This is a genomic window from Sphingomonas sp. UV9 (genome assembly GCF_004101245.1).
Classification (GTDB): domain Bacteria; phylum Pseudomonadota; class Alphaproteobacteria; order Sphingomonadales; family Sphingomonadaceae; genus Sphingomonas.
On record NZ_SCIN01000004.1, the window covers coordinates 46402 to 61324 of the forward strand.

Consider the following 14923-nt stretch of genomic DNA (forward strand, 5'->3'; position numbering starts at 1 on the left):
TGGCCTAGTTTGCAAACATGTGGCCGACAAGTTTGCAACATTGCATTTGCGCGAAGCGTCCCGCTCTGTGAAGGCCAGCAACGGGACGGAGAGACGATGTCATCGACGATCGAAGAGCTTGAACGACGCCGCGAAGCCGCAAGAGTGGGCGGGGGTATCAAGCGGATCGCAGCGCAGCACGCCAAGGGCAAGCTCACCGCGAGGGAGCGCCTTGACGTGCTGCTGGACGAGGGATCGTTCGAGGAGCTCGACATGTATGTCGAGCATAACTGCGTCGATTTCGGCATGCAGGATCAGGTGATCCCCGGCGACGGCGTGGTCACCGGATCGGGCACGATCAACGGCCGCCTCGTGTTCGTGTTCAGCCAGGATTTCACCGTCTTCGGCGGCTCCTTGAGCGAACGCCACGCGCAGAAGATTTGCAAGGTGATGGACAGCGCTATGAAGGTCGGCGCGCCGATCATCGGCCTCAACGACAGCGGCGGCGCGCGCATCCAGGAGGGGGTCGCCTCGCTTGGCGGCTATGCCGAGGTGTTCCAGCGCAACGCGCTCGCGTCCGGCGTCGTGCCGCAGCTTTCGCTCATCATGGGCCCCTGCGCCGGCGGTGCGGTCTACAGCCCGGCAATGACCGACTTCATCTTCATGGTGAAGGATTCGAGCTATATGTTCGTCACCGGCCCCGACGTGGTGAAGACGGTCACGAACGAGGTCGTGACGCAGGAGGCGCTGGGCGGCGCTGTCACGCACACCACCAAGACGTCGGTCGCCGACAACGCGTTCGAGAACGATATCGAGGCGCTGCTCGCGGCGCGCGACTTCTTCGATTTCCTGCCCGAATCGAACCGCGCGGGCGTGCCCGAGCGCCCGACCGCGGACGAGTGGGACCGGATCGAGGAGAGCCTCGACACGCTGATCCCGGCCTCGGCGAACCAGCCCTACGACATGCACGAGCTGATCCGGAAGACCGTCGACGAAGGCGATTTCTTCGAGACCCAGCCGGCGCATGCGGCCAACATCATCACCGGCTTCGGCCGGATCGAGGGGCGCACCGTCGGCTTCGTCGCGAACCAGCCGATGGTGCTGGCGGGCGTGCTCGACATCAATTCGTCGAAGAAGGCGGCGCGGTTCGTGCGCTTCTGCGACGCGTTCGAGATCCCGATCGTGACGTTCGTCGACGTCCCCGGCTTCCTGCCCGGCACCGCGCAGGAGCATAACGGCATCATCAAGCACGGCGCGAAACTGCTGTTCGCCTATGCCGAGGCGACCGTGCCCAAGATCACCGTCATCACGCGCAAGGCGTATGGCGGCGCGTACGACGTGATGGCGTCGAAGCACCTGCGTGGCGACCTTAACTATGCCTGGCCCACCGCCGAGATCGCGGTGATGGGCGCGAAAGGCGCAGTCGAGATCATCTTCCGCGGCAAGACGCCCGAAGAGATCGCCGAGCGCACCGCGGAATACGAGGCGCGCTTCGCCAACCCGTTCGTCGCGGCGAGCAAGGGGTTCATCGACGAGGTGATCCAGCCCCACTCCACCCGCCGCCGCATCGCGCTGGGCCTGCGGAAGCTCCGCGGCAAAGCGCTCGAGAATCCGTGGAAGAAGCATGATAACATCCCGCTGTGACCCGGTACGTCACGCGGACCAGTCCTCGACCCGTCAACTCGGCGAAAGCTGGGGGCTGGGGTTGCAGGGGGCCGGCCGGCGGATTGAGATCCCAGTCTCTGCTGGGGTGACGACGTCTACGGGGACGGAGGTTTGATGTTCGCGTTTCTCCTGCTTCTGCAAGCCACTTCGCCCACCCCTGCGTGGAAACTCGCCGATCGCAGCAGCCCGGCGGGTGTGCGCAGCATATCCGCATCGGTCACCGGCAATGACGGGCTCTCGCGGTTCGTCGTGAAGTGCGACGTCGCGTCCGAACCGATCGTGTCGATCCAGTTCATCCAGCCGCAGCCGCTCGGGTCGGGCGCCGACAAGCCGGTCGCGGTGCGCTTCGATGGCGGGCCCGCCTTCACCTATAACTGGCAGTTCCCCGGAACCGGTACCTACACCGCTGATCCCGGGGCAATCACCAAGCTGACGACGTTCTTGGTGAAGGCGAAGACGTTGCGGGTCGAGACGACCAACGGCGCGAACTTCGCAGTACAGGCGAATTTCGTCGCGCCGCCCAGCGATGCGATGGTGCGGCAGGTGCTCGGTGTTTGCGGGTACACGCTCGGCATCGTCCCGCCGCCGCCCCCCAAGCCGGCAGCGGAGCCGGTGCAGTGATCCATCATTGTATCCGCCTCGCCCGCACATTATCATGTCATGATAAGGAGTCGTGACATGCAGACCGAACGCGTAACCTTTTTGACCTCTCCCGATCACAAGGCGGCGCTCGATGCCTTCGCCGCGAGCAACGGCAAGTCCGTCGGTCACGTCCTGCGCGCGGCGTCGACCCGGTACCTCGTCGAAGGCGAAGCGGACGAGGAGGCGGCGCTGGCGTTGCTCGTCCGCGAAGTCGAGGCGGCCGTTCCCTTGATGCGCGCCGATATCCGCGACACGATCGCCTCGATCCAGCGTGCCAACGACGCGGTCGACGCGGTCCTTGCCGGCGAAGGGCCGCGTGCATGAGCGTCGTCGGCGATGCGTTGAAGGCGATGCGCACCGTCCTGCTCATGCAGGAGGATCTGCGGATGATGAAGGACGCCGCGAATGCGCAGAGCGATCGGCTCGCGCGGCTGGCCGAAGCGCATGGCGCGCTGCGCGACCGTGTCAGCCGACTCGAGGGAATCATCGAAGGCGCCGCGATGGCGCGCCGCATGCCTGACCAGCCGAGGATCGAAGGATGACTGTCACTTTGGGCCGCCTCAACCATGTCGGGGTCGCGACGCCGTCGATCGCGAAATCGATCGAAACGTATCGCACGCTGCTCGGCGCGACCGCGATCGGCGAGCCGTTCGATCTCCCCGCGCAGGGCGTCAAAGTGTGCTTCATTGATGCCCCAAACACGCAGATCGAGTTGATCGAGCCGTATGACGAGAGTTCGCCGATCGCGGGGTTCCTGCGCAAGAACCCGGCGGGCGGGCAACATCATGTCTGTTTCGAGGTGGCGGATATCGGCGTCGCGGTTGCGGACCTGAAGGCCAAGGGCGCGACCGTGTTGGGTGAACCGCGCATCGGCGCGCACGGCACGCCGATCGTGTTCGTCCACCCGAAGGATTTTGGCGGCATGCTGGTCGAACTCATGGAAACACCGAAGGGCGCGCATTGATGGCCGAGCATATCCTGAGCGAACGGCGCGGCGACGTGCTGGTGCTGACGCTGAACCGTCCCGATCGGCTGAACGCGGCGCCCCCGGCGATGTTCGAGGAACTGGCCGCGGCGCTCGCCAATCTCGACGGCGCACGGGCGGTGCTGATCGCAGGCGCGGGGCGTGCCTTTTGTTCGGGCGCCGATGTTGGCGGCGGCGCGCTGGGCTCGGACAATCCGGGTGAGGCGACCTATGCCGCGCTGACGGGCAGCTATAATCCGACGATGGCGGCGCTTGCCGATCTGTCGGTGCCGGTGGTCAGCGCGGTGCGCGGGCCGGCGGCGGGCATTGGCTGCAGCCTCGCGCTCGCCGCTGATTTCTGCGTCGCGAGCGACACCGCGTATTTCCTTCAGGCGTTCGTCAATATCGGGCTTGTGCCGGACGGCGGCGCGTCGTGGATGCTGCCCCGCCTGATCGGCCGCGCGCGGGCGACGGAAATGATGATGCTCGGCGAGCGCGTGCCCGCGGCGAAGGCACTCGACTGGGGCATGGTGCATAAGGTGGTCGCGGACGACGCGCTCGACGGCGAAGCGTTCGCGCTGGCCGAGCGGCTGGCGGCGATGCCGACGGTCGCGCTGGGGCTGATGCGACGGGCGATCACCGCCGCGTATGAGAGCGATTATGCGACCGCGATGGAGGCCGAAGCGGTCAACCAGCGTGCTGCGCGCGGGTCGGCGGATTCGATGGAGGGCGGCCTCGCGTTCCTGACGAAGCGTAAGCCGGTGTTCACGGGCAAATGATGCCCGCCCACGCCACCACCCCGGCGAAGGCCGGGGCCCAATTGGGCAACGGCCCATTGGTTGGTGCTGCGTTCAATCACTGTGACCTTTCCCTTTGGGCCCCGGCCTCCGCCGGGGTGGTGTTTCAAGCATGACCGACAAGCCGAACCCAACCCTCGCCGACTGGCAGGCGCTCGCCGCCAAGGAAGTCAAAGGCGCCGACCTCACCTGGCCGACCCCCGAGGGCATCGACGTCAAGCCGCTCTACACCGCGGACGACGTCACCGCCGACCCCGGCCTGCCCGGTTTCGCGCCGTTCACGCGCGGCGTCCGCGCGTCGATGTACGCCGGTCGCCCCTGGACGATCCGCCAGTACGCCGGCTTCTCGACCGCGGAGGCGTCCAACGCCTTTTACCGCCGCAACCTCGCCGCGGGGCAGAAGGGCCTCTCGGTCGCGTTCGATCTCGCCACGCACCGCGGCTACGACAGCGATCATCCGCGCGTCACCGGCGACGTCGGCAAGGCAGGCGTCGCGATCGATTCGGTCGAGGACATGAAGATCCTGTTCGACGGCATCCCGCTCGACAAGATGTCGGTCAGCATGACGATGAACGGCGCGGTGATCCCGATCCTCGCCTTCTTCATCGTCGCCGGCGAGGAGCAGGGCGTGCCGCGCGCACTGCTCGATGGGACCATCCAGAACGACATCCTCAAGGAGTTCATGGTCCGCAACACCTACATTTACCCGCCCGAGCCGAGCATGCGGATCATCTCGGACATCTTCGGCTACACGTCGCGCGAGATGCCCAAGTTCAACAGCATCTCGATCAGCGGCTATCACATGCAGGAAGCGGGGGCGACGCAGCTCCACGAGCTCGCCTTCACGATCGCCGACGGCATGGAATATGTGAAATACGGCGTGGCGTCGGGGCTCGACATCGACAAGTTCGCCGGGCGCCTGTCGTTCTTCTTCGCGATCGGCATGAACTTCTTCATGGAGATCGCCAAGCTGCGCGCCGCGCGCGTCCTCTGGCACCGCGCGATGACGCAGCTCGGCGCGCAGGACGAACGCTCGAAGATGCTGCGCACGCACTGCCAAACGTCTGGCGTGTCGCTCACCGAGCAGGACCCATACAACAACGTCATGCGCACCACGATCGAGGCGATGGCGGCGATGCTGGGGGGCACGCAGTCGCTCCACACCAACGCGCTCGACGAGGCGATCGCGCTGCCGACCGACTTTTCCGCCCGGATCGCGCGCAACACGCAGATCGTGCTCCAGGAAGAGACGGGGATGACCAAGGTCGTCGATCCGCTCGGCGGCAGCTATTATATCGAGAGCCTGACGCAGAGCCTGGTCGACGGCGCCTGGACGCTGATCGAGCGGATCCAGGCCGAGGGTGGGATGGCCAAGGCGGTCGCCGCGGGCTGGCCCAAGGCGATGATCGAGGAAGCCGCCGCGGGGCGCCAGGCGCGCGTCGATCGCGGCGAGGACGTCATCGTCGGCGTCAACAAGTACAAGCTCGCCGAACAGGACGCGATCGAGATTCTGGACGTGGACAATGTCGCGGTCCGCGCCGGCCAGATCGAACGGATCGCGCGGGTCAAGGCGACGCGCGACGAGGCGGAATGCTGCGCGACGCTCGACGCGTTGCGAGAAGGCGCAAAAGGCTCCGAAAACCTCCTCGCGCTCGCCGTCGACTGCGCGCGCGCGCGCGCCACGCTCGGCGAAATCTCGTCGGCGATGGAGGATGTGTTCGGCCGCTACGGCACGCAGCCGACCCCCGTCTCCGGCATCTACGGCGGCGCCTACGAGGATGACGCACGCTGGACCCGCCTCACAGACGGCGTCGAGGCGACCGAGCGCCGGATGGGTCGCAAGCCGCGCATGCTCGTCGCCAAGATGGGGCAGGACGGGCATGACCGCGGCGCCAATCTCGTCTCGTCGATGTTCGGCGACCTGGGCTTCGAGATCGTCCCTGGCCCGCTGTTCCAGACCCCCGCCGAAGCCGCCGCGCTCGCGCTGGAGAAGGACGTCGATATCGTCGGCGCCTCCAGCCTCGCGGCCGGGCACAAGACACTGATCCCCGAGCTGATCGGCTATCTCCGCGAGGCTGGCCGCGCCGATATCAAGGTGATCGCGGGTGGCGTTATCCCCGCACAGGACTATCAGGCGCTGCGCGACGCCGGGGTGCAGGCGATCTTCGGCCCCGGCACCAACCTGATCCAGGCCGCCGAGGACGTGTTGAAGCTCCTCGGCCACAACATGGCCCCGCAAGAGGAAGCCGCTGAATGACGATTATGGACCACGCCCTTGCGCGCCCGAACACGACCCCCCGCCCGTTCGCTTCGAGCGAAGTCGAGAAGGCGGCCACGACCACGAACCAGGGTTTCTCGACTGCGCTCGAAACGAACGGCATGCGCACCGACTGGACCCGCGCGGAAATCGCGACCCTGTTCGACCTCCCGTTCGACGACCTCATGTACCGCGCGCAGACCGTCCACCGCGCGCACCACGCGGTCAGCGAAGTCCAGCTCTGCACGCTGCTGTCGATCAAGACCGGCGGTTGCCCCGAGGATTGCGGCTATTGCTCGCAGTCGGCCAGCGCCGACACGCAGCTGAAGGCCGAAAAGCTGATGGACGTCGACGCGGTCCTCGCCTCCGCCGCCGAAGCCAAGGCCGCAGGCTCGCAGCGTTTCTGCATGGGCGCCGCCTGGCGCAACCCCAAGCCGCGCGACATGCCGAAGGTCGTCGCCATGGTCGAGGGCGTCCGCGCGATGGGTCTCGAGACGTGCATGACGCTCGGCATGCTCGACGCGGACCAGGCGAAGCAGCTCGCCGACGCCGGCCTCGATTACTACAACCACAACATCGACACCTCGCCTGAGAATTACGGCAACGTCATCACCACGCGCACCTTCGGCGACCGGCTGGAGACGCTGGCGAACGTCCGCGACGCCGGGATTTCGGTGTGCTGCGGCGGGATCGTCGGGATGGGCGAGACGCGCGCCGACCGCGTCGGCTTCGTCCACGCGCTCGCCACGCTGCCGCGGCATCCGGAGAGCGTGCCGGTCAACGCGCTGGTCCCGGTCAAGGGCACCGTGCTCGGGAACATGCTCGCCGACACGCCGCTCGCCAAGATCGACGATATCGAGTTCGTGCGGACCGTCGCGGTCGCGCGGATCACGATGCCGCTGAGCATGGTGCGCCTGTCCGCGGGCCGCGAGAGCATGTCGGAAGCCACGCAGGCGCTGTGTTTCATGGCGGGCGCGAACTCGATCTTCACCGGCGACACGCTGCTGACGACGGGGAATGCCGGCGACAGCGCCGATGCGGCGTTGCTGGCGAAGCTCGGGATTAAGCCGATGCTTGGCGAAGAACCGATGCGGGCGGCGGCGGAGTAAAGACTTAGCTCCCCTCCCGTAAACGGGAGGGGTTGGGGGGTGGGCTCGCGCTCACCGCAGACGATACCGTAGCAGGAGGCCGGGCGCCCACCCCGACCCCTCCCGCCAGCGGGAGGGGAGAAGAGCGTGTTCAAGAAAATCCTGGTCGCCAATCGGGGCGAGATCGCCTGCCGCGTCATGCGGACCGCCAAGGCGATGGGCATCAAGACCGTCGCGGTCTATTCCGACGCCGACGCCCGCGCGCCGCATGTCCTGATGGCCGACGAGTCCGTCCGCCTCGGGCCGGCACCCGCCGCCGAGAGCTATCTCAAGGCCGAACTGATCCTGCTCGCCGCCAAGGAAACCGGGGCCGACTGTATCCACCCCGGCTACGGCTTCCTCTCCGAACGCGAGAGTTTCGCGCTGGCGTGCGCGGAGGCCGGGATCGCCTTTGTCGGTCCGCCACCCAACGCCATCGCCGCGATGGGCGACAAGATCGAATCGAAGAAGCTCGCCAAGGCCGCCGGCGTCAATGTCGTGCCGGGCTATCTGGGTGAGATCGACAGCACCGATCACGCGGTCGAGATCGCCGGCGGGATCGGCTATCCGGTGATGATGAAGGCGTCGGCGGGCGGCGGCGGCAAGGGCATGCGGCTCGCCTATAGCGAACAGGACGTCCGCGAAGGTTTCGAGGCGACCAAGCGCGAAGGGCTCGCGTCGTTCGGCGACGACCGCGTGTTCATCGAGAAGTTCATCGAGAGCCCGCGCCACATCGAGATCCAGCTGATCGGCGACCAGCACGGCAACATTGTCTACCTCAACGAGCGCGAATGCTCGATTCAGCGGCGTCACCAGAAGGTCGTCGAGGAGGCACCGTCGCCGTTCGTGACGCCCAAGATGCGCAAGGCCATGGGCGAGCAGGCGGTCGCACTGGCGCAGGCGGTTGGGTATTATTCGGCGGGCACGGTCGAGCTGATCGTGTCGGGGGCGGACACGACGGGCGAGGGGTTCTACTTCCTCGAGATGAACACGAGGCTTCAGGTCGAGCATCCGGTGACCGAGGAGATCACCGGGCTCGATCTGGTCGAACTGATGATCCGCGTCGCAGCCGGCGAGCCGCTCGGGATCGGGCAGGACGAGGTGAAGCTCGAGGGCTGGTCGATCGAGAACCGCGTGTATGCGGAGGACCCGTATCGCGGGTTCCTGCCGAGCATCGGTCGGTTGGTGCGGTATAATCCGCCACTCCCGAGTGCTCCTGCACAGGCAGGAGCCCAGGGTTCCGAACGCAACACCCGTGACCCCGGGTTCCTGCCTGCGCAGGAACACGGTGTTCGCGTCCGCGTCGACGACGGCGTGCGTGAGGGCGGCGAGGTCAGCATGTTCTACGACCCGATGATCGCGAAACTCATCACCTGGGCGCCCACCCGCGACGGCGCGATCGCCGCACAGATCGCCGCGCTCGACGCGTTCGAGCTGGAGGGGCCCGGCAACAACATCGATTTCCTCTCGGCAATCATGCAGCACCCGCGCTTCCAGTCGGGCGCGCTGACCACCGGGTTCATCGCCGAGGAATATCCCGACGGCTTCCACGGCGCCCCCGCCGACGCCGAACTGCTGCGGACGCTCGCCGCCGTAGCCGCCTTCGCCGCCACCGCGGAGGCCGACCGCGCGCGCCGCGTCGACGGCCAGCTCGGCAAGCGCCTGCGCCCGCCCGCCGACTGGTCGGTGACGATCGACGGGATCGACCACGCGGTCACCGTCTCGACCGACGGCATCGCGGTCGACGGCGAGGAGCTCGATCTGTCGCTCGAATACACGCCGGGCGACCGGATGGTGACGGTCGAGGGCGCCGAGGACCTGACCGTCCGCATCGCCAAGGCCCGCGCCGGCTTCAAGCTCACAGCGCGAGGCGCGAGCCACGTCGTGCGCGTCCTTCCCGCCCGCGTCGCGCCCTACACCGCGCACATGATCGAAAAGATCGCGCCCGATCTGTCGAAATTCCTGATCTGCCCGATGCCGGGTCTGCTCGTGCGGCTCGACGTCGCGGCGGGCGACAAGGTCGAGGCGGGGCAGCCGCTGGCGGTGGTCGAGGCGATGAAGATGGAGAACATCCTGCGCGCCGAAAAGACCGGCACGGTGAAGTCGGTCGCGGCGAAGACAGGGGACAGCCTGGCGGTGGATCAGGTGATCCTAGAGCTCGACTAGATCCGGCCAATTTACTCCCGTCATGCCGGACTCGTTCCGGCATCCACTGTTCCGCACAATCGAGCGATCTGAATGCGCGGACCGGTGGGCCCCGGCCTCCGCCGGGGTGACGGAGTGGGGGGTGGGTCACGGAGCGTCTGCGCTGATTGAGGAGGGTAGCCGAAAGACACCGCAGCGTATCGTTCGCTCCTGAAGCACCTCCCCGGCGGAGGCCGGGGTCCAGTTGGGGGACGTCGCAAACTGAGGGCAGCACCTCGTTATTGCCACCTTTCCACTTGGGCCCCGGCCTTCGCCGGGGTGGGGTAAGTGGGTCGCGCGACACCGCCCCCTCCCGTTTACCCGTCCGACGCTGTAAAGCCGCCCGCATGAACCCCCTCCGCTACCTAGTCGCGCTGCTCCTGCTCGCCACCGCGCTCCCGGCGATCGCGCAGGACGAGCCCAAGGTCGCGACGGTTGCAGCCACGCTCACCAAGGCCTCTACCGAGCTCCAGGCGATCGATGACGCCACCCCGGTCGCGCGCGACGACAAGGCGCGGCAGGCGTTGCGGGATCGCGCGCAGGCGGTGCAGGAGACCGCCGCCGAGGCGGTCCGGACGCTCACCCCCGAGATGGCGCTGGTCCAGGCGCGCGTCGCCGAACTCGGTGCCGCGACGCCGGGCGTGGTCGAGGCGCCCGAGATCCGCCAGCAACGCCGGCTCCTCGCGCAGAGCCAGTCGGCGATCGACTCGGCAATCAAGCGCGCCAAGCTGATCGGGATCGAGGCCAAGCAGCAGATCGACGACATCGGGGCGGCCGAGGCGGAGGAACTCGGCCAGCAATTGTCCGAAAACACCGGCTCGCCACTATCGCCGACGTCGTGGGCGGCGATCGTCGACCATTTCCCGCGCGATTCCGCGAGGCTCAAGCGGTTCGCGGAAACCGAACTCCGGCAGTTCGGCCAGCGGTTCGATCGACGCGCCGCGATCGGCCTGTTGATCGGTGTGCTGGCCGCACTCGTCCTGCTAGTTCCGCTCCGGCGCTGGCTGCACGGCGTCGGGCGGCGCTACGCCACCAATCATGCACCGGGCGGGCGCGTGCGACGGTCCGCCTACGCGTTGTGGCTGGTCGTGATCGGCACCGCGCTCCCCGGATTCGCCGCGCTGGCGATCGTCGCGTCGCTGCGCTGGGGCGGGCTGGTGTCACCCGCCTGGAGCAGGTTCGGCGCGATCTTCGTCGGAATCTCGTTCTTCGCCGCGTTCGTGTCGTCGCTCGGCGGCGCGCTTCTGTTGCGCAACCAGTCGACCTGGCGGCTGCTGCCGATCGGCGATGCCGCGGCCCAGGCGCTCAGGCCCTATAGCTGGATGGCGGCCGCGCTGATCTTCCTCGGGCAATTGCTGATCGCGACGAACATGCTGATCGGCGTCAGCGCGCCCGCATCGAGTGCCGCCAACGCGGTCGTCGCGTTGCTGCACATCGTGTTGCTCGGCGCGATCCTCGTCACGCTCGGCCGGCTGCGCGCCGCGGCCTTGCCAGATCCGGCGAAGCCCGCGCGCAACACGCTGCTCGCGATCGTTGCGACTTTGGTGTGGCTGGTGCTGCTCGTCGCGTTCGGCGCAGGCCTGCTCGGCTACGTCAATTTCGCGCTGAAGGTCGCGACGTGGCTGGTCTGGGGTGCGATCGTCGGCGCGACGCTGTACCTGATGATGACCTTCACCGACGACGCGTGCCGGACGCTGCTGTCGAGCGGCAATCGCCTCGGCCGGTCGGCGAACAGCGGCTTCGGGGTCGACAACAAGACCGTCGACCAGATCGGCGTGCTGCTGTCGGCGGTGATGCGGCTGTTGCTGATCCTGCTCGCGGCCGGCGCCGTCATGGCGCCGTTCGGGGCGGGCGTAGGCTCGGCGTTCGAGCTGTTCGGCACGGTCGCGAACGGCATCACGGTCGGCCAGGTCACGATCTCGCCGGGCGCCGTGCTGCGCTCGGTCGCCGTGCTGTTCGTCGCGCTGGCGATCATGCGCGGGCTCCAGCACTGGCTGGTGAACAGCTATCTGCCGACCACCGCGATGGATGCCGGCGCGCAGAATTCGGTTACGATGGTCGCGCGCTATGCCGGCATCATCGCCGCGGTGCTGTGGTCGCTCGGCGCGCTCGGCATCGGCATGGAGAAGTTGGCCGTGGTGCTCGGTGCGCTGTCGGTCGGCATCGGCTTCGGGCTTCAGGCGATCACGCAGAACTTCGTCTCGGGGCTGATCCTGCTCGCCGAGCGCCCGGTCAAGATCGGCGATCTCGTCCGGATCGGCAACATGGAGGGCGACGTGAAGCGGATCAACGTGCGCTCGACCGAGATCGAGGTCGCGGACCGTTCGACGCTGATCGTGCCGAATTCGGAGCTGATCACCAAGACGATCCAGAACATGACGCTGGCAGCGCCGATCGGCCGGATCCAGCTGCAATTCTCGGTGCCGCTCGAGGAGGATCTGGATGCGGTGCGCGCGATGTTGTTCGCGGCGTTCGCGGAGAAGCACGAGGTGCTCGACAATCCCGAATCCAAGGTGTTCATCGATTCGATCGACGCCGGCCGCGCCAAGTTCAACTGCTTCGCCTATGTGGCGAGCCCACGCGACGCCTATCCGATCCGCAGCGAACTGCTGTTCACCCTGCTCCGCCAGTTCCGCGAAGCCGGTATCGAGGTCGGAACTACGGCGACCAAGATGGAACTGGTCGGACCGTTGCCGGGCTCGCCTGTTCCCGATCAGAACCCCGATCAGAATCCGGATCAGAACCCCGATCGGAACCCCGGTCAGAACCCCGATCAGAACAGGGCGTAGGGCAGCGACACGCTGAAGCTCGACCCTGCCGCCATCGTCCCGCGCGGGCGGATGCGGATGGTGGTGACGGCCTTGGGCGTGGTGGTCGGATCATAGGTCCAGTTCGCCCCACCGTTCGCCGAGAAATCGACGTCGTCGGTCGTGCTCGCGGGGGCGGCGTAGGTTACCGCCAGCGACGACGCCGGCGATCCTTCCGCCGTCGTCACGAACGCGGTCGAGCCGGTCCCGTCGCCGTCCAGCGCGACGGCGGCGCGGGTCGGGGTCGGCAGGACGACGGCGACCGAGTTGGCATCGACGGCGACGATATCGGGGTTGGTCAGGGTGATCGTCGTGCGTTGTTTGCTGCCGGGAATGGCGCGCGGGTTATTGACGGTCGAGATCGGATCATAGGTCGTGCGCGTGGTTATGACCACGCCGACCGGCCTTGCCGAAACGATCATCGTCACATCGACCCTGGCCGAGGTGACGGCGCTGCTTCGGTCGAGCGTACCGACACATATGCCCAGCGCGCCGAGCAGCGAGCAAAAGCGCCACTCCCATCCGATCGTGAAACTGCCCGTGTAGGTTCCGGGCTGCACCGCCGTCAGCGACGAGGGTCGGACATGGACCTGGACGTCGCGCGCCGAACCGCCCAGCAATCCGAGCAGGTTGATGATTCCGCCATTCATGTAGACGAACGGCGTGCCCGGCGTGAACGGGTAGGTGCCGGCGCTGTCCGCGGCGACCGTATATCGCGCGGTGACGGTATCGGCGGCGTTGGTCGAGGTCAGCTTGAATCCGTCTGCGCTGGTCACCGTGGCGCGCAGGAAATTCCCCGTCAGAAGCGTTATGACGGTGGCGGGACAGTCGAAGCCGCCGGGCACTGCGCTGTATGGAGGCGCGCCGTTGACCAGCGCCGGCGGGGAATAGGTGCCGAGCGTCGTCGGGCCGGTATTGGTGACCGCGCACGCCGCCCATGCCGAGGACGGCGCACAGGCGAGGACGGCGAAGAACAGTTTCGGCAGTCCGCTCGTCAACGCGTCGTCCCCCAGGCACTAGCTATGCGAAGACCCTTGGCCGGTATTCGTTAATGCGTTTTGAAGAACCGGATTCGGGTCTTTCCGCAGGCCGAAATGGTCTGCGATGGCCTTGCCCGGCGCGCCGAAACATTCGAAACAGCCGGCATGACGACCGCCCCCTGCAAAGCCCGCCGCGCATGAGCGCTCACGCCGAAACGCTGCGTCCGAGCACCGTCCTGATCGCGAGCGTCGCCACCGCGGCGCTGGCAGGGCTGTTGTTCGGCTTCGACACCGCGGTGATCGCGGGTGTCACCGGCGCGCTGAAAGCGAAGTTCGCGCTGAGCGAGGCGTGGCTCGGCTTCACGGTGTCGTCGGCATTATGGGGTACGCTGATCGGTGCGCTGTTCGTCGGCATGCCCGGCGATCGCTATGGCAGTCGCAACGTGCTGCGAATGCTCGCCTTCCTGTACGTCGTCACCGCGCTTGGTTGCGCGCTGGCGTGGAACTGGCACAGCTTCCTCGGCTTCCGCTTCATCAACGGCATCGCGATCGGCGGCTCGTCGGTGCTTGCGCCCGCCTATATCGCCGAACTCGCACCGCCGGCGCAGCGCGGCAAGATGGTCGGCGGGTTCCAGTTCGCGGTCATCCTCGGCATCCTCCTCGCCTATGTCTCGAATGCGGTCATCGGCTCGCTCGGGCTCGGCGATGTCGAGTGGCGATGGAAGCTCGGGATCGTCGCGGCGCCATCGCTGGTCTTCTTCGCGCTGCTGTTCCGCATCCCCAATTCGCCGCGCTGGCTGCTCGCCAAGGGGCGCGATGCGGAGGCGAAGGACGTATTGGCGATGGTCGGGATGAGTCCGGACATCGTGCGCCGCGAACTCGACGCGCCGAAGGGCGACGGCACGCTGTCCTGGTCGCGCCACCGCAAGCCGATCACGCTCGCCTTCCTGGTCGCGATGTTCAACCAGTTCAGCGGCATCAACGCGTTCCTTTACTACCTCAACGACATCTTCAAGGCGTCGGGCGGCAGCCTCTCGCCCGACCTGCAGGCGGTGATGATCGGTGTCGCCAACATGGTGTTCACGCTTCTCGGCATGTTGCTGATCGACCGGATCGGGCGGCGTACATTGCTGCTCTGGGGTTCTGCGGGGATGACCGCCGCGCTCACCGTTGGCGGCCTGACGCTGCTGGGCGTTCTGCCGAACTGGCTGCTGTTGCCGTCGCTGATCGTGTTCATTGCGTTCTTCGCGCCCGGTTCCGGCGCGGTGATCTGGGTGTATATCTCCGAGGTGTTCCCGCAGAACGTCCGCGCGCGCGGATCGAGCATCGGCTCGTCGAGCCATTGGGGCTGGAACGCGGTGATCGCGCAGGTCTTCCCCGTAGCCGCCGCCTGGTCGGCGGGCGTGCCGTTCCTCTTCTTCGCGGCGATGATGGCGGTGCAGTTCGTGACCGTGTTCCTCTACTTCCCGGAAACCAAGGGCGTGCCGCTGGAAGACATGGACGCGCATCTGGCACGGTGAA

At 67.0% G+C, this 14923-nt stretch carries 12 protein-coding genes; 11 read left to right on the forward strand and 1 reads right to left on the reverse strand.

Going from position 1 to position 14923, the window contains the following annotated elements:
• The first annotated feature begins 96 nt into the window (after positions 1 to 96).
• From EQZ23_RS17235 to EQZ23_RS17280, 10 genes are all read left to right on the forward strand, one after another.
• A complete protein-coding gene (locus EQZ23_RS17235; protein WP_128455698.1) occupies positions 97 to 1623 on the forward strand; it encodes an acyl-CoA carboxylase subunit beta in 1527 nt (508 codons plus the stop codon).
• Between the two features lie 135 nt (positions 1624 to 1758).
• On the forward strand, positions 1759 to 2265 hold the full coding sequence (locus EQZ23_RS17240) for a hypothetical protein (protein WP_128455699.1): 507 nt from the start codon (positions 1759 to 1761) through the stop codon (positions 2263 to 2265).
• A 57-nt stretch (positions 2266 to 2322) separates the two neighbouring features.
• Complete coding sequence (locus tag EQZ23_RS17245) at positions 2323 to 2610, forward strand: hypothetical protein (protein WP_128455700.1); 288 nt, start codon at positions 2323 to 2325, stop codon at positions 2608 to 2610.
• Entirely contained in the window at positions 2607 to 2828 is a 222-nt protein-coding gene (locus tag EQZ23_RS17250; protein WP_128455701.1) for a hypothetical protein, read from the forward strand. Before EQZ23_RS17245 ends, EQZ23_RS17250 begins: the two co-directional genes overlap by 4 nt.
• The gene (gene mce, locus EQZ23_RS17255; RefSeq protein ID WP_128455702.1) at positions 2825 to 3250 is read left to right on the forward strand and encodes a methylmalonyl-CoA epimerase; all 426 of its coding nucleotides are present in this window, start codon (positions 2825 to 2827) and stop codon (positions 3248 to 3250) included. Before EQZ23_RS17250 ends, mce begins: the two co-directional genes overlap by 4 nt.
• A complete protein-coding gene (locus tag EQZ23_RS17260; RefSeq protein WP_206364307.1) occupies positions 3250 to 4029 on the forward strand; it encodes an enoyl-CoA hydratase-related protein in 780 nt (259 codons plus the stop codon). The genes mce and EQZ23_RS17260 overlap by 1 nt, the downstream gene beginning before the upstream one ends.
• 130 nt (positions 4030 to 4159) lie before the next feature.
• A complete protein-coding gene (gene scpA, locus EQZ23_RS17265) occupies positions 4160 to 6304 on the forward strand; it encodes a methylmalonyl-CoA mutase (RefSeq protein ID WP_128455704.1) in 2145 nt (714 codons plus the stop codon).
• Between the two features lie 122 nt (positions 6305 to 6426).
• Positions 6427 to 7413 carry a biotin synthase BioB gene (gene bioB / locus EQZ23_RS17270; protein WP_128455895.1) on the forward strand — a complete coding sequence of 329 codons (987 nt, stop codon included), beginning with the start codon at positions 6427 to 6429 and terminating at the stop codon, positions 7411 to 7413.
• Positions 7414 to 7539: 126 nt separating this feature from the next.
• Complete coding sequence (locus EQZ23_RS17275; RefSeq protein ID WP_128455705.1) at positions 7540 to 9597, forward strand: acetyl/propionyl/methylcrotonyl-CoA carboxylase subunit alpha; 2058 nt, start codon at positions 7540 to 7542, stop codon at positions 9595 to 9597.
• Positions 9598 to 9962: 365 nt separating this feature from the next.
• A complete protein-coding gene (locus EQZ23_RS17280; protein WP_128455706.1) occupies positions 9963 to 12404 on the forward strand; it encodes a DUF3772 domain-containing protein in 2442 nt (813 codons plus the stop codon).
• On the opposite strand, the gene EQZ23_RS17285 is transcribed toward EQZ23_RS17280, so the two are convergent.
• Positions 12389 to 13420: a protein CsuE gene (locus EQZ23_RS17285; RefSeq protein WP_128455707.1), complete on the reverse strand. Its 1032-nt coding sequence runs from the start codon at positions 13418 to 13420 to the stop codon at positions 12389 to 12391. The two genes, EQZ23_RS17280 and EQZ23_RS17285, sit on opposite strands and share 16 nt — an antisense overlap.
• Before the next feature lie 179 nt (positions 13421 to 13599).
• On the opposite strand from EQZ23_RS17285, the gene EQZ23_RS17290 reads away from it, so the two are divergent.
• Positions 13600 to 14922, forward strand: coding sequence for a sugar porter family MFS transporter (locus EQZ23_RS17290; RefSeq protein WP_128455708.1), 1323 nt, complete (start codon positions 13600 to 13602; stop codon positions 14920 to 14922).
• The last annotated feature ends 1 nt before the right edge of the window (position 14923 follow it).

Bases quoted from the DNA above. Each gene is read 5' to 3' on its own strand.
- EQZ23_RS17235 (WP_128455698.1), top strand. From the start codon at position 97: ATGTCATCGACGATCGAAGAGCTTGAACGACGCCGCGAAGCCGCAAGA.
- EQZ23_RS17240 (WP_128455699.1), top strand. From the start codon at position 1,759: ATGTTCGCGTTTCTCCTGCTTCTGCAAGCCACTTCGCCCACCCCTGCG.
- EQZ23_RS17245 (WP_128455700.1), top strand. From the start codon at position 2,323: ATGCAGACCGAACGCGTAACCTTTTTGACCTCTCCCGATCACAAGGCG.
- EQZ23_RS17250 (WP_128455701.1), top strand. From the start codon at position 2,607: ATGAGCGTCGTCGGCGATGCGTTGAAGGCGATGCGCACCGTCCTGCTC.
- mce (WP_128455702.1), top strand. From the start codon at position 2,825: ATGACTGTCACTTTGGGCCGCCTCAACCATGTCGGGGTCGCGACGCCG.
- EQZ23_RS17260 (WP_206364307.1), top strand. From the start codon at position 3,250: ATGGCCGAGCATATCCTGAGCGAACGGCGCGGCGACGTGCTGGTGCTG.
- scpA (WP_128455704.1), top strand. From the start codon at position 4,160: ATGACCGACAAGCCGAACCCAACCCTCGCCGACTGGCAGGCGCTCGCC.
- bioB (WP_128455895.1), top strand. From the start codon at position 6,427: ATGCGCACCGACTGGACCCGCGCGGAAATCGCGACCCTGTTCGACCTC.
- EQZ23_RS17280 (WP_128455706.1), top strand. From the start codon at position 9,963: ATGAACCCCCTCCGCTACCTAGTCGCGCTGCTCCTGCTCGCCACCGCG.
- EQZ23_RS17290 (WP_128455708.1), top strand. From the start codon at position 13,600: ATGAGCGCTCACGCCGAAACGCTGCGTCCGAGCACCGTCCTGATCGCG.